Raw genomic sequence first — 19,308 nt, 5'->3', positions numbered from 1 at the left:
GGAGGTCGTCGCGCGGCTCGCTGATGGCCTGTAGGCGCGGCGTTCGGCATGATGACCGTCATGGACGTCGAGGAACTGATCGCGCAGCATCCGCGGGTCTTCCACACGATGTCGGCGACCGCGTGGCCATCGGTGCAACGACACGGCCTCCTGTCCACGCAGCGACTGATCGATCTGTTCGACCTCGACCCGGTCGAGCGTGACCGACTCCTGAGCTCCCCGCGCAGGCAGTCCACGGTTCTGCGCGCGCCGGGCCTGCCGCCTGCTGTGATCCGCGATCAGAAGCCGATGAAGTTCGTTACGGAGAAGATCGATCCGGACTCCTCGCTGGCCGAGTACCTCGCGGCCATCAACTCCCGGGTCTTTTTCTGGGCCAGCGCGGAGCGGCTGGACCGGTTGCGTCAAGCGAAGGAGTACCGCGCCGAGGACCAGGTGGTTCTGCACGTCGACACCCGTGCCCTCGTCGAGCGTCACGGCCCCCGAATCGAACTCTGCCGGCTCAACTCCGGGGCCGTGACGCAGAAGAACCACCCCGTGCGGGGGCATCGGTCCTGGCTGCCGATCGCCGACTACCCGTATGCCGAGTACCGCCGCCGCTATGGCCGCCATGGCGCCCTGGTCGAGGTCACCGTGTTGGACGCCGTCCCTGACATCCTCGACCTCACCGACAAAATCGAAGGCGCCATCAACTGATACCCCACCCGTCAGGGTCTGTCTTCAGGTCGGTGAGTTCGCTGACGGACGCCCTCCGGGAGCGGCTTGGGAGCTGCTAAATGCGGTGACGCGGTAGGCAGTGCCCCATTCGCAGCAGCTGGCCTGAACCGGCACATCCGGCCAGCGCACCAGTGCCGGCGTGGGCGGCAGTAGGCCCTGTCCGTCGGTCAGCCGCCGGTGGTTGTCCTAGCCGAGATTAGGGGAGCCGGATGGGAGCAGACGGGCGCACTGAACGGCGTTGAACGGCGTCCACCGGCCCTGAACGGCATCCAACTACACCCACCACGACCTGCAAGTTCGCGTTCCCGCAGGTCAGAGTCGGTGCAGCGTCCTGCTTCCCGCGGAGTGCTCGGCGTTTCTGGCTAATGTTCGACATGGCTCTATGTTGCCTGGCGGGAGAGTGTGCGCAGGTCGCGGCGGTAAGGAACCGCTGGATGGCCTGGCCTTGCAGGTGGGAGCAGATTGGGCGCAGTCCGGCGAAGTGGTCGCCGCAGCCGAAGTGCTCACCGGTGCCGTGCCACGCCGAGGCCTCTGACCAGCGGTGATGCGGGTGAGTGGTTCGGTGTGACCTCCCAGAGAAGACCGAAGAGGTCAGCTTTCGCCGCTCCCCGCCTGGCCGGTGCCGGCTGTCGTCGTGGAGCCCGCTGACGCCACTCAAGAGAGTCTGCCGCATCGGCGTACGGCTCTGGGGCTGGCCGTGTTGCTGGCTGTATAGATCCCGGAGGCTGAGACTCGAATCCCACCGGCAACCTCCTGGCCAGGGCTTCTTGCTTGGTGACCTCTTCGGCGCGCCCGAAGGGTCAGGTGCGGCCCGCATTTCGTCCCTTGCCGGCACGCTGCGTGGCCGTGGAGGCCGGTTGGTGGAGATAGATGATCGTTCGTGCCGACCATCTGTGATCGTCTATTGACTGATGGTTGGTGGGTGGCTACGTTTCGCTCACTCTTGATCGTGTGGGGACGGGGGCGGTCGTGGACCAAGAGGTTCGTTCGTCGCGGGTTATTGCGGCGACCCGGTGGTTGCTGTGTCGGGGCGCGCTGGCTGTGTCGGTGTTGTTGGCGGTGACGCTGTTGCCGTTCGTGCCGGCGTACGCTGCGCCTTCTCGCAGCGGTGCGGCGGCGAAGGATCGCTCGGTTCCGGTCTCGCGAGTGACTCCGCGCAAGCCGGTGGTGTCGCAGTCCAGTAAGCAGCAGTGGAAGTCTTCGCCGGGACGTGCTGCATCCGGTGGATCAGCTGACCTGGATGTTGCGTCTGCGGCGTCGACCGCGGGGCGCCGGCGGTCTGACGTCGGGGGCCTGCCTGTCTCTGTGACGGCGGATGGATCTGGGCCCGCTCCGCGTGGTGTGCACGTGCAGGTCTTCGGTCAAGGTCAGGCGCGTAAGGCGGGGGCGGCGGCGGTAGTGCGTGTCGCGGCCCGCGACACGACCGACGCCGCGGGCCGGACTCGGGTAGAGATCGACTATTCGGGGCTGACGGGGCTCTACGGCGCGGCGTGGGCTTCACGGGGTTTGCGTCTGGTGTCGTTGCAGGGCTGCCTGACGGATGCGGCGGGGGAGCTGTCGTGCCGGATGGTGGCACCGTTGCCGACGCGCCACGACAGGGCGGCGCAGGTCGTGTCGGCGGCAGTCGAGGTGCCGGCGCGGAGCGCGTTGGGGTCGGATTCGCCGCAGACGCAGCCGCTCGACGGTGCCATGGTGGCCTTGGTAGCGGGGCCGGCAGGGCAGACCGGCACATTCCTGAAGACGCCGTTGAACGCCTCGGCGAGCTGGTCCGCCGGCAGCCAGGCGGGAGACTTCTCCTGGTCATACGACATGGCGGTACCAGAGTCGGCGGGTGGATTGGACCCCGAGATCGGTCTCAGCTACTCCTCGGGTCGAGTCGACGGGCAGACCAACGGGGAGAACACACAGACGTCGTGGATCGGCGAGGGCTGGGACTACCACCCCGGCTACATCGAGCGGTCCTACCGAACGTGCAAGGACGACCTGGCGAACTCCCCGGCCTACACCAACGCCACCGGTGACCTGTGTTGGCGCGACTACAACGCCACTCTGATGTTGGACGGCAAGTCCACCGACCTCGTATGGGACGATGCGACCGGCCTGTGGCGGCTGGCCGACGACGACGGCTCCAAGATCGAATACCTGACGGGTGGGACCAGCGACACCCGCAACTGGAGCAATGAGCGGTGGCGGCTGACCACCCCGGACGGCACCCGCTACACGTTCGGCGCGAACTGGGTCGATGGGCGGGAGACGTTCTCCGTTCAGGGTGTGCCGGTTTTCTCCAACCACACCAGCGACCCCTGCTACAAGACGGGCGGATTCGCCGGCTCATGGTGCGGGATGGGCTACCGGTGGAACCTCGACCTTGTCGAGGACACCAGCGGCAACGTCATGTCGTACTTCTACTCCAAGGAGTACAACCGGACCACGCGGGCGGGTAACGCCAGCGCCCTGTCTACCTATGACCGGGCCGCCACGCTGTCACGGATCGAGTACGGCTCGCGGGGCTTCCCCCAGCCCACGACGGCACCCATGCAGATCGTGTTCTCCACCGCGCCTCGCTGCCTGGGGACCTGCGGCACCGAGACGAGCCCCACGACCGCGAACTGGCCGGAGACGCCCTGGGACCTCAGGTGCTCGACCGCTCCGTGCACCGTGTCCGGTCCGACGTTCTGGACCGCGCGGCGGCTGCAGTTCATCACCGCGCAGGTTCGACGCGGCTCCAGCTATGTCGATGTCGACAAGTGGGAGTTGCTGCACCAGTTCCCCGCTACGGGAGAAGACCCCGCACTGACCTCGCCGGCCTTGTGGCTGGCGCGGATCCGTCGCACCGGCGGAGACGGCACGGCCACCTCCACGCTGCCGGATGTCACGTTCGGGGGCACCCGCTATGCCAACCGCACGGACTACAACGTCGCGGCTGGTGTGCCTGTTACGAACAAGTACCGGGTGACCGCTGTCGGCGATGAGACCGGCGGTGAGGTCTTGGTGACCTACGAGGGTTCCGACTGCACCGTCACGAGTCTGCCCGCTGACCCGGCCCAGAACACCAAGCGTTGCTTTCCGCAGTACTACAGCCCGCCGGACAATGTCGGCGGCTGGTCGTGGTGGAACAAGTACCGCGTCAAGGACGTGACCGAGCGGGACAACGTCGGTGGATCCCCGAACGTCACCACCTCATATGCGTACGCCACCACCGCGACCGTCGGCTCGGTGATCGTGGGGTCGGCGACCAACGTGCTCTGGCACCACAACGACAACGCCTGGGCTTCACCGCTGGAAAAACGTAGCTGGTCGGAGTTCCGCGGGTGGCCCATCGTCACCGTGACCAAGGGCGCCAGCCCCGAGACCCGTTCCCAGTCCATGTACGTGTACTTCCGCGGCATGTACGGCGACCGCACCGACGCCGGGGAGAACACGCGTGCGGCCACCGTCGTGGCCTCGGACAACTACCCGGTCACGGACTTCAACGCCTACGCCGGCATGCTGCGCGAGCGCATCGACTACGCCACCCCCGGCGGGCAACCCCTGCTGCGGCAGATCTACGGGCCATGGCGTGGCCTGACCGCCAAACGCGTCGAGCCGCCGGCGTATGCGCAGCCGACCACCTTCGAGGCGTTCTACGCCCAGCCGCGGGTCTTCCACACCTACGAGTGGATCGCCGCCACCGGCACCTGGCGCCGATCCGAGGTGTTCCACCAGTTCGACACCACCTACGGCACCCCTTTGAGCACCACCGACAACGGTGACACCTCGGCAACGGGCGACGAAACCTGCACCACCTACACCTACGCCCGTAACGTCACGCCCGGCTTCTGGCTGACCGAGCTGCCCGCTGAGGAGCTCACGACCGACTGCACCGCCGATCCCGCGCCCGCGAACATCCTCGCCGGCACACGCACCTACTACGACGGATCCACCACGCTCGGCGCCGCCCCCACCAAGGGCCTGGAAACCCGCGTCGACGAGTTGGCCTCCTACACCGGCACCACCCCGAACTGGACCACCACCGAAACCATCACCTACGACCTGCATGGCCGGGTGAAGACCAGCAAAGACGGCCTCAACTACACCACCAGCTTCGACTACGTACCCGCCACCGGCAGCCCGGTGACCGCCGTAACCGAAACCAACCCGGCCGGGCACACCACCACCGACACCCTCGACCTGCGTGGTCAGCCCACCTCATCGGTCGACGCGAACACCAAGACCACCACAGCCCAGTACGACCCTCTCGGACGCCTCATCAAGATCTGGCAGCCCGGCCGCACCACATCGCAGACGCCGAACACCGAATACGCCTACAGCGTCACCAAGACCGCACCCACCACCGTGCAGACCAAGACGCTCGGCCCCAACGGCAACCAGATCAGCTCCTACGAGATCTACGACGGTCACCTGCGCCTGCGGCAGACCCAGACCACCGCCCCTGACGGCAAACGCGTCATCAGCGACACCCGCTACGACACCCGAGGTCTCGAAGCGGCCGAATCGGCGTTCTACAACAACGCCTCCGGACCCACCGGCACGCTGTACACCTTCGCCGACGCCGACGTCAGCACCCAACGCCGCTACACCTACGACGGCCTCGAACGCCCCACCATCGACGCCCTCTGGACGCAGAACGTCAAGAAATGGGAGACGCTCGCCGCCTACGACGGCAACCGCGTCGACATCACCCCACCAGCCGGCGGCACCCCGGCCACCCTGATCAAGGACGCCCAAGGCAACACCACTGCCAAACGCCAATACCAGGGCACCACCCCCACCGGCGCCTTCGACGAAACCAGCTACGGCTACGACCGCCTCGACCGACTCACCTCCATCACCGACGCCGCCGGCAACACCTGGACACACACCTACGACCGGCTCGACCGCCTCGTCGCCAGCAGCGACCCCGACGCCGGCGACTCGTCCTACAAGTACGACGACGCCGACCGGCTCACCACCACCACCGACGGCCGCGGCGAAGCCCTTTACCGCGCCTACGACCCCCTCGGCCGCCCCACTGAGCTCCGCGACGACAACGCCACCGGCAACCTGCGCGCCAGTTGGACCTACGACACCCTCGCCAAGGGCTACCTCACCTCGACCACCCGCCACGACACCTCAGGCGACTACACCCAACAGGCCACCGGCTACACCGACCTGTACCAGCCCAGCGGTCAAAGCACCGTCATTCCCCCCAGCCAAGGAGCCCTCGCCGGCACCTACACCACCGACTACACCTATTACGCCGACGGCTCACTGGCCACCATCGACCTGCCCGCCAAGGGCGGCCTGCCAGCCGAGACCGTCACCAACACCTACACCGACCAGGGCTACCTCACCAGCGTCACCGGACTCGCCACCTACCTCGCCAGCACCCAGTACTACTGGCACGGCGCCGTCAAACAACAAGTCCTCGGCTCCGGCGCCAAACGCGCACGCTTCACCACCACCATCGACGACGCCACCGGCCGACTCACCACCCTGCTAGCCGAAACCGAAAACCAGACCACGCCCGGCAACTGGGACGAGAAACTCACCGAGCAATACACCCACGATCCGGCCGGCAACATCACCAGCATCGCCGAAACCAACGCCGGCACCGTCGTGGCCAATCAATGCTTCGGCTACGACTACCTCCAACGCCTCACCGAAGCGTGGACCACCACCGCCACCACCTGCCAGAGCACCCCAAGCCAAGCCATCATCGGCGGCGCTGACTCCTACTGGCACAGCTACACCTACGACAAGACCAGCAACCGCACCACCGACACCCGCCACGCCGCCAGCGGCGACACCACCCGCACCTACGCCTACCCCGCCCCTCTAAGTAGCCGCCCTCACGCCGTAAGCACCATCACGACCAACGGCGGGGGACCTTCCACTAGTTACGCCTACGACAACGGCGGCTACCTTAAGACCCGCGTCAGTACCGGCAAACCCGACCAGGCGTTCACCTTCGATGCCGAGGGCCACCTCGCCAGCCTCGTCAACGGCACCACCACCCACGCCTACATCTACAACACCGCCGGCGACCGCCTCATCGCCGACAACCCCGGCACCGACAAAACCCTCTACCTAGCCGACAGCGAATACCGTCTCGACCACACCACCGCACAGGTCACCGGCACCCGCTACTACCCCAACGCCGTCCGCACGAATACCGGCCTCACCTGGACCGCCACCAACCACCACGGCACCAACCAACTCGCCATCGACAGCACCACCCTCACGCCGACGCGCCGGCGCCTCACGCCCTTCGGCGAAGACCGCGGAGCACCCCCCAACACTTGGCCCGACAACAAGGGCTTCGTCGGAGGAACCACCGACCCCACCGGCTACACCCACCTCGGCGCCCGCGAATACGACCCTTCCACCGGACGATTCCTCTCCACCGACCCCCTCATCGACCCCAGCGACCCCCAACACCTCAACGCGTACAGCTACGCCAACAACAGTCCCATCACTCAAGCTGACCCCGACGGGCTGGTGCCTTGCTCGCACTGCGTGGGCGGAGGGGGAGGTGCTGCCGCTGGAGGCGCCACCTACGGCAGCAGCTTCGCCAAAAGCTTCGGCAGCGGCATCGTGCGTCTTATAAAGGGCGCTAGCCGAAAGATCGGAAAAGGTGGAAAGGCGGCAGTAAAAACGACCGTCCGCGGGAGTGCTATCGGAAAGACGTTCGCTAGCCACCTCAAGAGCATTGGGAATGTGGTCAAACGCCTGACGTCCAAAACAAAGCCGCCCAGGCCGCCGACGACAACGCCGCGCAACACCAAACCCTCTGGCGGTGGACGAGGAGGGAACAACGGCGGAAAGCCACAGGGAAACAGTCGTCCTCCCTCCGCTCAGAAACCGGTCAAACCTGCCGGAAAGCGTCCGCCCAAAAGCGACGACTGCGGCCACAGCTTCGGCCCCGCAACCCTCGTCCTGATGGCCGACGGCACCTCGAAGCCGATCGCCGAAATCGAGAAAGGCGATCGTGTCCGTGCCCATGAGCCGCAGAGGGGAGAGAGCAGTTCCGAGTCGGTTGAGAAAACTCATGTCAACTCCGATACGGCACTAACCGAGCTCAGTGTACGTGCCGAGGATGGCAAGTTTTCCACCATTCAGACCACCCAGAACCATCCATTCTGGAGCAAGACCCGCAGCAAGTGGGTTGAAGCGCAGGACCTGCAACCTACTGAACTCCTCCTCACTCCCTCCGGTGAAGCCGCCTCCGTGGCGAGGGTGCAGAACTTCACCGGCCGAGCCACAATGCACGACCTCACCGTAGCTACCCTTCATACGTACTATGTGGTAGCCGGCGACAATCCGGTTCTTGTCCACAACTGTGGGAACGAGATTGGGAACCAGGTCGACCCGTTTGACGGCGGCGACCTCACTAACGCTGTGCACAATCAGCGACTTGCCGACGGCGCGCGGGGGCGGGGCGGAAATTACGGTGCAGCCCGTCTGGATGACGGTTCCATCATCACCGGACGATCGGGTGCGAGGCTGCACGCCGAGGAAGATCTGATCAACCAGGCCGGTGGCAGGAGGATTGTTGACCTCTACACGGAACGTGCTCCCTGTGCCGCGAAGTGCCAAGGCAAACTCCCGGGTGTTAATGTAACATGGGCCTTCCCGTGGAACGGCGCAACCGCAGCGGAGACCGCTGCGATTAGGGCGACCTCGAATCGGGGAATCAAGGACTATATAAGATCCCTATTTGGCTAGCCGCGAAATGAGGAACTCATGCATGCTGCAGAACTCCTGCCATGGCCGCGCTTCGCATTGAGGTCGATGGCGTGTCCCGAGGGCACGCCGGAGTCAGTCCGGCAGGTGGTGGGCATGTATGGGATACCTGTCCGAGGTGTTGGTGGCGAATACATCGCCTTGCCTGAGGCGACATTCCTGGATAGCGCGAAAAACTTTCTCGCCTTCGGGGAAAGTGGCCTCACTGGTCGAATCTGTGTGGACGTCAACTCTCTTAAGGTGGTCCATGTTCCAGTACCTGGAGATGCAAGGGTCAATCCCGTTAACTCGAACCTGATCGCATTTTCCGCCTGCGTCAAGGCTGTGATTGCGAGCTTCCCTTACTACACCTACGAGACGGCGGAGGAAAGCGGGGAGGAGGTGGCTGCTAACTTGCGTAACGAACTCTTGACGATCGATCGGGCGGTTGGTGCACATGATGGACTATGGGAGACATTCCTTGATGATGTGGCAATGGGCAACTATGCCGAAGAAGAATTCGAGCACGCATCATTGGGTGATGGCCGGGAAAGGTTGGCGCGGGATGGTTGAGCGCGTGACTGCCGGCCGGCTGATCCTCGTCAACGTGGTGGATCGCTGGTTCTACCTGCGGCAGCCCACTTTCATCGGCACCGGGCAGAGCTACTGGATCGATCACGAGACCAGCGAACTGTGCGTCGACCGCGGTGCTGCCCGCGTAACCCGGCATGCTCGCGTAACCCGGCACGCAGGTTGGATGTGTCGGTAGTTGAGATCCAGGGCTCGATAAGTGTTCCGGATCCGCCACGGACGAAGAACGACTGTACGTGACGGCGTAGCCGGATCGATCAGCTCGCCGGAGGACCTTTGTCGTAGCCGACGTCTGAGCAACCCGACGCGACGCGGACCCGGTAACCCCAGCGCCTCAGGACAAGCGCGATTCTTGCGGCACCGCCCGGGTTGGCGGAATGGACGACGACCACACCAATGTTGAAGGGGCGGTCGTCGAAGGCGGCCTGTTCCAGGACCTCTATCACCGGCCAGATCGTGTCGTCGCCGCCCAGGTCGTGGTCCAGCCACAGCTCGTCCAGCCGACCATCCCGGTAGCGGGTAAGAAGCTCGACTCCGGCAGCGCTCGTACGGGCCACCTCCGCGCGGCGGCCATCGACGAATGACCGAAGGTCATCGATCAGAGCGATCGCTGGTCGGGCGTCCACCCGGTCATGATGCGCGGGCACCGCCACGCGTCGCCATCCGGTTTCGCCGGCGAAGCAGGCGCCGAGAGCTGTCGGGGGGTGTTGCGGTGATCCAGGCTGGCGGCGAAGCCGCGGATTCGGGGCATCCGGCGTGGGGCGCGGTTGATCCAGGTGTCGAGGTGCTGCTCGGTGCCCTGGTGGCGGACCGGCGCGGCGGACCCGCGGGCGAGGCTGGCGACGTTCGAGGTCCGGTGACGTGGCGGGCCGGACAGCGCCCCGCTCCCCAGGGGGGCGGGGTCGTCAACTGCAACCGGCATGACCGCGCGAATCGCGGCAGAAGCGGACGGCGTGAGGCATCCTGTTCGCCTCGTCAGAGGAGGTTGTCATGGAGTTGGATCAGCCGCCCCAGGCTGCGATGGAGGCGGCGACGGCGGACCTACTCCATCTGGGCTTCCTGGAGATCCGGTTCCTCACTGCGCCACTGCTGGATGCTCATTCGGCGGACGCACTCGACCGACGTCGTGAGCGCGCCAATATGATCGCCGATCTCTGTCACCAGCTTCCAGGGCTTCTCGCGCCGCAGCGACGAGATCAACTCGCCGACGGGCTGCGATACCTTTGGCGAACTGCTACCGCGACCAAGCGTCAGTGGCTGCGGTCCCGCTGGGACCACCTGAACTACGATCACCGCTGGCTGACTGAGGCCGCTACCGAACGGCCCACCCCAAAGGGGAGAACTGCAAAGGCCGACCCGCCGGGCCCACCAATTGAATCCGGTGCCAAATGACCTCGGGCGGCACCGAGCTACCCACGGCAGATGAGTGCACCTGATCTCGGTCAACGCCCGGGCGTCCGACCGTTGAACCGTTGAACCGATGACCGGAGGCGGGCGTCGGGTGCGCGTCGACCAGCACGGCGTCGGTTGCTCGCTGTCGTGGACGGCTCAGGTTTCGTCGAAGAGTTCTTCGGCGACCGTGGCTGTGTACGGCGCCTCACTGTAGGTAAGCCACCGCTCGATTTCGTCGGCATGACCGCCGAGGGCCGTCGCGGTGGCGAGGGCGTCGACCGCGTCCGGGGGTGGCGTGACCCCGTCCCGGGTGACCAAAGCTAGTGGCCATGCCGGCCGCACTCGACCATTGTCGGCGTAGAACAGGAACGGCGGTACGAACTGCAGGAGGCGATCGTCCGCGTCCTCGACGGTGTCACCGGAGCGAAGCGCACCGTATGGGCGGTGCAGCAGCTTCATCTCGAATGGCTCGGCACGCTCCAGCCACACGTCTGCCGCGTCGGCGTATCCGCTGCCGGCCGGTAGCAGCGCGATGCTCGCTGTCAGTCGCGGCAGGAAGCCGTCGTCCATTGGCGGGTCGTATCGGTTGGACCGCACCACGTAGCACCGGGGCGGCGGTATGCCTACCGCGCACCGGTCGCTCTCGTCGAGTTCGGCCGCCGGCGGGCGCAGCTGGTACGGCCACCAGGGCTCGGTCGATTCGTCGACGGGGAAGGCGAAGCTGCCGTTCGGCTGGTACGCCGAGTCGGGATCGAGCACGGCCCACGGCCAGCGCACCGCCGCGTGGTACTTGCCGGCGCGTGTGGTCACCGTTGGGGTCCACGGGCATGACACCGTCACCACGTCACCGACCTGGTAGGTCAGATCGTGTGGGGGTATCACGATCTCCGGTCGCTCAGGGTCGGCGTTCAGCAGGCCGTGGTTGGCAAGTCGGGCTGCCCATTCGGCGCCGAGCCGGGCGGAAACGATCCGGATCTGGGCCGCTGCCTGCGCGGGAGGCTGCTGCGTCATCGCCAGGGTGTCCCGCTGCGCCTGCGCCTCCCGGTCTCCCGAGTCGTCGTCGGACCCCAGCTCCGACCAGAGGTCCACCGTCCGCGTGACAAGCTGTTCCATGGGTTCGGCCATGGGCTGCCGAGCAGCCTCGGCCGCCCTGACCATAACCCCGAAGATCTGCGCCTCGGCGCTGCACTCCTCGCACAGGGCTCCGAGCTTCGCGCCTACCGCCGCGATCCGGTCCGCGTCGGGCGCGGCGAGCTCGCCCTGCCCCGTCCAGAACGCGTCGACGCTGTCCCGATAGAACGCCGCCGCTCGTGGCGTGCCGCACGCGTGCACGTACGGTGCGAGACGCTCAAGGCAACCCGCCACCCAGAGACCCGCCTGCCAGCGCAGAAGCGTCGTACCAGGCATCCCACCGCACCCCCCGTGTCACGCGCGGGACAGTGGACCATGCCCGACTGGGTCCGGCAACCCCTGGGAGCGGTCTGGGAGCTGCGGGACCAGGTGCAAAGCGAGGCGGCAACCGCGTCAGAGCCGAGGACTTGGCACCGCGCGTCCAGCGTCAACCCGGGCACCGGCCTGCGTGATAGGGACCGACCGCCGGTCCCAGTACCTTCTTGACAGATGATCTAGGTTGCGTGTGGCTACCCTGGCCACTGACGTGCAAGGCTGGTGATCATGGTTAGATTCGCGGCGCCTGGTCAGGAGCCGGTGCGAACGCCGCCGGCTGCGCTGGTGGCTGAGGCGGCGCGTCGGCCGGGAGGGTGGGTCGCAGAGCTGGACCGGGCGCTGATCGGTGACCCGGACGGCTATATTCCGGCAGAGGCGATCCGTGGTGCGTGGAAGGTCGACGACGCCGGCCAACTCACGGGCGAGTTCCAACCGAACGCCAGGTACGGGCCTCCGCAGGACGACTTCACCAAGCTCTTCAGCACTGATCATTTTCTGCAGTGGCTCGGGCACGACCCTGCTGCCACGATCCGGGAGTCGGTCGCCGAGGTTGTCGACGAACAGGTGCCAGGCGCGGCTGTCCGGTGGATGAAGATCACGGACGAGCCGCGTTTTCTCACCGCCGGTCGACGCGACGCGGATGACCCGGACAGCCTGATCGTCACGCGTGCCGCTCTGGCCGCAGCTTTCGCCTCGGGGTCGATGCACCCGCGCGACCCCACGAGATCCTATGGGGGGTCTACAGCGTCGCGGTCGTCGGACTCGACCGTGGTGAGCAGGCACGCAGCCGGGCGTGGTTCGACCTCTGGACCGGGCTGGACGCGGCAGAACAGCAGCTCGTCACTCGCATTGGCGACGTCGACCCGTCGCCCTGACAAGGCGCAGGACCGACTTTGAGTCGTACTGGCAAAGGATTCAGATGTCGATGAGTAGGCGTTCGGCTCGTTGGCTGGTGGGCAGGGTGGTCCTGGCATCACCGCGGTGATGAGCGACGGGGAGCAGTTCCTGCACGAGGTGTCGCGCAGGTCCCGAGACCGGACACCCGGCTACCGCCCGGCTACCGCCCGGCTACCGCCCGGTGTGGGAGGACTTTCTGTACGTCTATCAAGGCGGCCCTGAACAGGCCGCACGCGCCGCAGCCTGGGCACGCGTCCGTCGCTCCGCTGGCGCTCCGACTCCCGCCACGCAATATGCCCGGCTGCTGGCGCGGAGAGCAGGAAGCCCGGGGCCGCCGGTTGGGGCCTGTTCGTTGCGTCGTTTCTGAGTCGGGTACCTGACTGTGGGTGAGCGGATGGGCACCTGGGCGGGTCCTGTTGGCGGGACTTGTTGCCTGAGTGATCGATGTTGAGATGCGGTTGCGGGGCTAGCGTCAGCGATTCATGGGTGACACGTGGGGGATTGATCCGTGGCGTACCGTTTTAATGCTCCGCCGAATTGGCCGACGCCGCCGGCGGGTTGGGTGCCTGGTCCTGGATGGAAGCCGGATCCGGCGTGGGGGCCTCCGCCGCCGGGGTGGCAGCTGTGGGTTGCCGAAGCGCTACCTGCGGTTCCGGTCGCTCCACAGCAGCCGCCCGCCGCGCCTGAAGTGGCCGCACCCGTGCCTGCGTCCGTCGCGACTCCACGTGCAGACGACTCTGATATTCCGCTGTTCGGGGCGCGTGGCAAAGCGCGGGAGTTGGCTGCGGAGGTGACGCAGCTGCGGGCGGAGCTGGAGCGGCTCCGTACGGAGATGAACCGTCTTGGTGTGCTCCCGGCGGTCGAGCTGGAGCAGTATCGAGAACGGTTGAGGCGCGAGATCGCGGAGCAGGCTGCGGCAGCTCAGAAGCAGAAGGCTGATCTGGATCGCCGGTTGCGTGAACTCCGTCAGCAGGTCGTGGTGACTGAGGAGACGGCGCTGCTGCAGGAGGCCGGCGTCTACGAGTATCGGCATCCTCTGTCGGATGCGGTCGCCTATCAGGCTGCTTTGGCTGGGCTGCAGGGGCAGATCAAGAGCATGACCAAGCGGGATGGTGGGGCGGTTCTGGCCGCGACTGGCTGGACGGTGAACGGTTCCGAGGCTGAGGGGCGGGTGATGGTGCGGGACTTCTCCAAGCTGATGCTGCGGGCCTACAACGCGGAGGCGGACAACCTGGTCCGGGGCCTGAAGCCCTACAAGCTCGACTCGGCCGTGGAGCGTCTGGGCAAGGTAGCGGCGGTCATCGCCAAGCTGGGCAAGACGATGCACATCCGCATCTCGGAGGCCTACCACCGGCTGCGGGTTCGCGAGTTGGAGCTCACGGCTGACTACCTGGCGAAAGTTGCCGAGGAGAAGGAGCGAGAGCGGGAGGAGAAGGCGCGGCTGCGGGAGGAGCGACGGGTTCAGCAGGAGATCGAACGCGAGCGCGCTCGTCTGGACAAGGAGCGTCAGCACTACGCCAACGCCCTGGCCGCGCTGCAGGCCAAGGGCGACGTCGACGGTGTCGCGCAGATGCAGGAGCGGCTGGCGCAGATCGACACCGCGATCGAGGACGTGGACTACCGGGCAGCCAACGTGCGCGCCGGCTACGTGTACGTCATCTCGAACCTGGGAGCGTTCGGCGAGAAGATGGTGAAGATCGGCATGACCCGGCGCCTCGACCCGCTCGACCGGGTGAAGGAACTCAGCGACGCCTCCGTGCCTTTCAACTTCGACGTGCACGCCCTGTTCTTCTCCGACGACGCCGTCGGCATCGAAGCCAAGATGCACGCCCGCCTGGCCGATCGCCGAGTCAACCTCATCAACCAGCGACGCGAGTTCTTCTACGCCACGCCACAAGAGGCCAAGGAACACCTGCTCGAGCTGACAGGCAGCCTGCTGCAGTACGAAGAGATTCCCGAGGCGCTCGAATACCGGCAGAGCCTGACCCAGGCCAAGAGCCGATGATGGCGACGATCGAGGATCCACACCGGAGCTGGGGAGCTACCTTGACGACCACCCGCACCCGCCGCCTCGCCATCGCGGCGGCCGCGATGCTCGCCCTCGCCGGCTGCGGCGACGACCCGGCCCCCACCCCGCCTCCGGCCAGCACACCGCCGAGCCCCACGCCGCCCGCGACCACCCCGGCCGCGCCGACGACCAGCCCGACGCCGGACACGGCGGCCGCCGAGGACGGCCCCGCTGACGCGGCGCTGGCGTTCGGGAAGTCCGCTCCCATCGCGGATATCGCGACGGCCACCGCCTACGGCTTCCGGCAGCCAGTCGCCGCCAGCGCCCCCCGCCCAAATGGGCAGCCGGGGCTGACCTGGGCCGCCGCCGACGTGAAGGTTTGCGCGGTGAAGAACCTCGACGACGAGTACGACGGCATCACCGTCACCAACGACCGGTGGAAGCTCGTCTACGCCGACGACACCGAGATGGGCGCGTCGAACATCACCTACAACCAGTTCCCACAGCCGGAGTACCCCACAGGGGAGAAGGACCTGCCGGACGGGAAGTGCGTGCGCGGCTGGATCACCTTCCGGGCGCTGAAGGACAAGCGGCCGGCCTTCGTGGCGTATGAGCCGGAGAACCAGCCGGGAGCGCGTTGGGCCGTGGAGTAGGACCACCGCGCAACGAAAGGCCGACCACCCCGGAACGAGGGTGGCCGCCTTTCACGTTGCGGGTTCAACTGAGCTTCCCCCGGCATGCCGGAGTGATGTTCCGCGGGTTCGGTGGAGTCGGTTTGGTTGGCTCGTCAGGCTGATCGCTCACAGGGGCCAGCCGGTTCGACGGGGGCCATGCCCGCCGACCAGCTGCCGGCGGTTTCGTGCCGAGATTAGGGGAGCAGGGTGGGGGGAGACGCATGCACGGAACGGCGTTGAACAGCGTCGAACGGCACTGAACGGCATCCAACTGCACCCAGCGCGACCTGCAAATTCGGGTTTTCCCAGGTCAAGGTCGGTGCGGCGTCCTGCTTCACACAGAGTGCTCCGCGGTTTTGCGCAGCAGTCGACAGCACTCTATGTCCCCTGGTAGGGAAGTATGCGCAGGTCACGGCCGTAAGGAGCTGCTAGATGGCCCTGCCTTGCAAGTGGGAGCAGATTGGTCACCGCGCCCGAAGTGCTTAGCGGCCCTGAAGAGAGCCGATGGAGTGACCTGCGGTGATGTGGGCGAGCGGTCCGGCGTGACCTCCCAGAGAAGACCGAAGCGGTCACTTACTCGATTGCGGCTCGTGGCTCGGGGGGCTCGCCAGGCGGAGCCTGGCGGGGGACTGGTAGAGGAGGCGGGGGAGGGCTGACCTCGGGGACGTACGCTGGCGCAGGTTCGTACTGACCGGTGACAAACACGGCCGCTATGCCCGCGAGACCCACCCCAGCAAGGACTCCGGCGACCCATGGTTGTCCTAGGGCGGCAAGCGCAACTATTGCTATGAGTGTGGCCACAAGCGCCGCAAAGCCGAATACTTGCCCCCGCCTTACTAGTTCGAGACGAGTGTGAGCCTCTGCTACCCGCATCGCGGTTGCAATATCGAAGGGAGTGGGTTCTGAGTCCGGCCTAGGCTTCACGGCGCTGCGCCCCCAACTGCGGCGGCATAGCTCCACGTGGCTGAGGAATCTGTGGGCCCCGGGCAAAGTCAGCCGCGCCTGTTACGCCGAGGCCGGCCAGACGCTGAAAGCCCACTGCGGCAACCTCGAGCGACCTGCGACTAACTCGCTTCGCCCAACCTTCATGATCGACAACCACGAGCCGTATCTGTCCGGGCGACGGCAGCGAAGATCGAAGCAGTCGCCCGGTTGGATCGAAGGCACTGAGGAACCCCAGCAATAGCGGGCTCTGGTACGACCACCTCAACCGCACGGCGCACCTCCCTGATTGCTATGTAAGCAGACCCTGGTCGGTCGGTCTACAGCGATTACACGGGATGCTCGCTCGGGATCTTGTGGCGCATGAGACCGGTCATCGCCTCGGGCAACTCCGTTGCCTCGGCACGCAGTACCCGTGTAGATCCGGCGCGTTGCATTGGCGCTGGGTTGGACACTCCGGGCCGCACGCTCCATGGCGCGGCCGCCAAGCAGTGGACGGGCCACCTCACCGAATTGCCGCGCCCTTGAGGTGAAGTTGATCAAGCGCATGAAGGGGACGAGAGCGAGACCGATCATCAGCCCACGCAGCGATCGGTTCTTGATCTCGCGCTTCTTGTCTTCCCACCTGCACCTGCTCTCTGGCGCGCCGGCCGTCACCGCTCAGAGGCCAATACGCCTCGCCAGGGCGGACGACGTCCTCCGGACGCCGCTCGCCAAGCGCGGCGACGTCCTCTGTGGCCTTCATCTACCGGGTTTGTCCGCAGCAATGACGGCAAGCGCCGTCGAGCCGACCGGCGGCATTCCGGTGGGCCACTCGATGAGCAGGTGATCCGCGATGCCCGAGGCCCCGGCGGTGAGGTGGGTCGCCGAGGTGTCCTCCGCCGGTCGCGCTATACGCCGAACCAGGCGCTCGCGGGTGTGGTAAGGCAGTCGGCGGCGAGCGCTCCATGCAGGTAGGCGTTATCAATCCGGCGGCTAGCAACAGTGACTTGTCTCAAGGCCCCATCTCAGATATAGGTCGTCCCGCGGTTGCGGACTCCTCATGCTGCTGCCCTGAACCTGTGGTGCCACTACTCATCGACATCCCAATCCGTTAAGTAACGAAGGTGACAAAAGCCATCACCATCTGCGAATCTTGTAGCTGACCAGCTCCTGGACCAGGGGAGACGAGACATCTTGGTGGAAGACCAGCAGCAGACTGCGTTGCCACCCGAGCAGGCTGACGCCGAACCGGTCGACGAGCCGCAGCCGTACGCTTTCGAACCCTCCCAGACGTCGTTCGCGGTCGAAGCCATAGACCAAGCGGTGAGTGGCGGCGCCGACAGCTGGGCGGCTGCAGCGGCGGTCGCTACAGATCTTGAATTGTCAGGTTGTGTCGGGTTCGAGTGTCAGTCCGGTGTGAGCGAGGAAGCCGTCGAGTAGGTCGGTGCGGTACTGGATGCTCTTGAGTCGGTTCTTGATGATCGCCTGGAGGTGGTCGACGCCGGTGACGGCGAGGTTGCCGATGCTGCGTTTGAGGTGCGACCAGACGGCTTCGGTGGGGTTCAGGTCCGGGGCGTAGGCGGGTAGCCGGATGACGGTCAGCCAGTCCCGGGCGTCGATCATCTGCCGCATGGCGGCGGATACGTGGGTGTTCAGGTTGTCCCAGACGCACACGATCGGCCCGTCGAGCTGCTGGTGGGCGGCATCCAGCAGGGCGATGTAGTCGCGTTCGCTGAAGCTGCGGCGTTCGTTCTTACGGCCGCGGTGCACGATCGTGCGGTAGATGAACCGGGACCGCTGTCCGGGCCGGTAACAGGTCAGCCCGGCGATCGAGACGCGCCCGGATCCTTTGCCGGTGACCGGAACCACAGGGGTGTGTCCGCGTCGTCCCCAGGTGCGTGCCTTTGGTGGGCGCAGCGTCTGGCCGGCCTCGTCTTCGAAGACCAGCCACGCCTGATGCTGCGCCGCTACCGTTTTCCCGCCGGCCACGTCTCCCGCCGCCAGGTGGTGATCGCGGCCTCGTCCCGCTCGACCGCACGATGCGCGGGGACCTGCACCGACCAGCCGAGCCGGTACATGATGTTCGCCGTGCCGCGCAGGGTGTAGCGGGTGCGGAACATCCGGGCGATCAGGTCCGACACCCGCGCCAGGGTCCACCGCTGATCGGCGCCGAACCCGTGCGCCGCCGGGCCCTGCTCCAAGGCGTCGGCCAGCCGCCGCAGCCGGGCCTCATCCAGCCGGCACCGAGACCCACCAGGCCCCTTCGAGGCCAGAGCCTGCTCACCACCGGCCTGCCACCGCTTGCGCCATCCGTACACCGCGGTCTGCGACACCCGCAGCCGGCGCGCGACCTCCGGCACCGACACGTCCTGGGCGAACCATCCGGCCGCCTGCCGCCGTACCGCCTCACGCTTCGCCCGCCCCCGCGCGGACAACCCACCTCCATCGGGATACCTCATCCCATCGATCTACCCCAACCCAACGTCATCACACAGACCACATCGGACGAACCTGACCATTCAAGATCTGTAACGCCCCAGCACCCGACGAACTCGGCGACGTCACGATGCTGCGGCGTGAACTGTGCCGGGCGCTGACCTACTCCCTGCACCTCGGCCTCGGGGACGAGGAGCCCGGCTGCGACCTGAACGCCGACGGCAATGGCCTGTTGCCCGCCGTCAAGGATCTTCCTGAGCCGGTGATCCAACTGTGGCGGGCGGTCGTCGATTCGGTCACCGAGCCTGCGGCCATTGCCCGGTTCCACGATCTGCTCTGGTGCCGCCGGGACCGGGGAGCCGGCCTGCACGCCGCCGGCGCGGCTCGCGCCTACCTGCAGCTGGCCGACACCGGCACGGTCGACATGAATGAGCCATTTTCATCCTGCGTGGCGGTCGGCTTCGACGCGGTGCAGGACGAGGATGGCCTGCACGATCGCGGTCGCTCGGCGTGGGCAGCAGC

General features: G+C 66.4%; 12 protein-coding genes and 2 pseudogenes. 9 read left to right on the top strand and 5 right to left on the bottom strand.

Annotation, left to right across the window (positions count from 1 at the left end; translation table 11 throughout):
• The first annotated feature begins 60 nt into the window (after nucleotides 1–60).
• The 4 genes from FB454_RS31430 (at nucleotide 61) to FB454_RS31415 (ending at nucleotide 9,187) form a co-directional block, all read left to right on the top strand.
• The gene (locus FB454_RS31430; RefSeq protein WP_145824049.1) at nucleotides 61–693 is read left to right on the top strand and encodes a DUF7002 family protein; all 633 of its coding nucleotides are present in this window, start codon (nucleotides 61–63) and stop codon (nucleotides 691–693) included.
• A gap of 1,368 nt (nucleotides 694–2,061) precedes the next feature.
• Nucleotides 2,062–8,421 carry a polymorphic toxin-type HINT domain-containing protein gene (locus FB454_RS31425; protein ID WP_145824048.1) on the top strand — a complete coding sequence of 2,120 codons (6,360 nt, stop codon included), beginning with the start codon at nucleotides 2,062–2,064 and terminating at the stop codon, nucleotides 8,419–8,421.
• Nucleotides 8,422–8,439: 18 nt separating this feature from the next.
• Nucleotides 8,440–8,991, top strand: coding sequence for an SUKH-4 family immunity protein (locus tag FB454_RS31420; protein ID WP_145824047.1), 552 nt, complete (start codon nucleotides 8,440–8,442; stop codon nucleotides 8,989–8,991).
• Nucleotides 8,984–9,187 carry a hypothetical protein gene (locus FB454_RS31415; RefSeq protein ID WP_145824046.1) on the top strand — a complete coding sequence of 68 codons (204 nt, stop codon included), beginning with the start codon at nucleotides 8,984–8,986 and terminating at the stop codon, nucleotides 9,185–9,187. Before FB454_RS31420 ends, FB454_RS31415 begins: the two co-directional genes overlap by 8 nt.
• 79 nt (nucleotides 9,188–9,266) lie before the next feature.
• On the opposite strand, the gene FB454_RS31410 is transcribed toward FB454_RS31415, so the two are convergent.
• Nucleotides 9,267–9,635 carry a cyclic-phosphate processing receiver domain-containing protein gene (locus FB454_RS31410; RefSeq protein ID WP_145824045.1) on the bottom strand — a complete coding sequence of 123 codons (369 nt, stop codon included), beginning with the start codon at nucleotides 9,633–9,635 and terminating at the stop codon, nucleotides 9,267–9,269.
• A gap of 364 nt (nucleotides 9,636–9,999) precedes the next feature.
• Between FB454_RS31410 and FB454_RS31400 the strand changes: the two genes are divergently transcribed.
• Entirely contained in the window at nucleotides 10,000–10,401 is a 402-nt protein-coding gene (locus tag FB454_RS31400; protein WP_145824043.1) for a hypothetical protein, read from the top strand.
• Nucleotides 10,402–10,557: 156 nt separating this feature from the next.
• On the opposite strand, the gene FB454_RS31395 is transcribed toward FB454_RS31400, so the two are convergent.
• Entirely contained in the window at nucleotides 10,558–11,808 is a 1,251-nt protein-coding gene (locus tag FB454_RS31395; RefSeq protein WP_145824042.1) for a hypothetical protein, read from the bottom strand.
• 267 nt (nucleotides 11,809–12,075) lie between these two features.
• On the opposite strand from FB454_RS31395, the gene FB454_RS31390 reads away from it, so the two are divergent.
• The 3 genes from FB454_RS31390 (at nucleotide 12,076) to FB454_RS31380 (ending at nucleotide 15,405) form a co-directional block, all read left to right on the top strand.
• Entirely contained in the window at nucleotides 12,076–12,744 is a 669-nt protein-coding gene (locus tag FB454_RS31390; protein WP_222433949.1) for a hypothetical protein, read from the top strand.
• 790 nt (nucleotides 12,745–13,534) lie between these two features.
• On the top strand, nucleotides 13,535–14,749 hold the full coding sequence (locus tag FB454_RS31385; RefSeq protein WP_486485482.1) for an SNIPE associated domain-containing protein: 1,215 nt from the start codon (nucleotides 13,535–13,537) through the stop codon (nucleotides 14,747–14,749).
• Nucleotides 14,750–14,790: 41 nt separating this feature from the next.
• Entirely contained in the window at nucleotides 14,791–15,405 is a 615-nt protein-coding gene (locus FB454_RS31380) for a hypothetical protein (protein ID WP_145824041.1), read from the top strand.
• A 2,328-nt stretch (nucleotides 15,406–17,733) separates the two neighbouring features.
• Here the strand turns inward: FB454_RS31380 and FB454_RS31375 are convergent.
• Both FB454_RS31375 and FB454_RS31370 read right to left on the bottom strand, forming a co-directional pair.
• On the bottom strand, nucleotides 17,734–18,339 hold the full coding sequence (locus tag FB454_RS31375; protein WP_396786805.1) for a transposase: 606 nt from the start codon (nucleotides 18,337–18,339) through the stop codon (nucleotides 17,734–17,736).
• A complete protein-coding gene (locus FB454_RS31370) occupies nucleotides 18,318–18,785 on the bottom strand; it encodes a winged helix-turn-helix domain-containing protein (RefSeq protein WP_387034080.1) in 468 nt (155 codons plus the stop codon). Before FB454_RS31370 ends, FB454_RS31375 begins: the two co-directional genes overlap by 22 nt.
• Nucleotides 18,786–18,916: 131 nt before the next feature.
• On the opposite strand from FB454_RS31370, the pseudogene FB454_RS35575 reads away from it, so the two are divergent.
• Nucleotides 18,917–19,135: pseudogene (locus tag FB454_RS35575) on the top strand (hypothetical protein); the annotation flags it as partial.
• A 90-nt stretch (nucleotides 19,136–19,225) separates the two neighbouring features.
• Here FB454_RS35575 and FB454_RS35570 read toward each other — a convergent pair.
• Nucleotides 19,226–19,308 (bottom strand): annotated as a pseudogene (locus tag FB454_RS35570) (IS5/IS1182 family transposase); the annotation flags it as partial.

Source organism: Micromonospora sp. CNZ297 (assembly GCF_007827625.1).
This window is presented reverse-complemented; position numbering and strand designations above follow the sequence as displayed.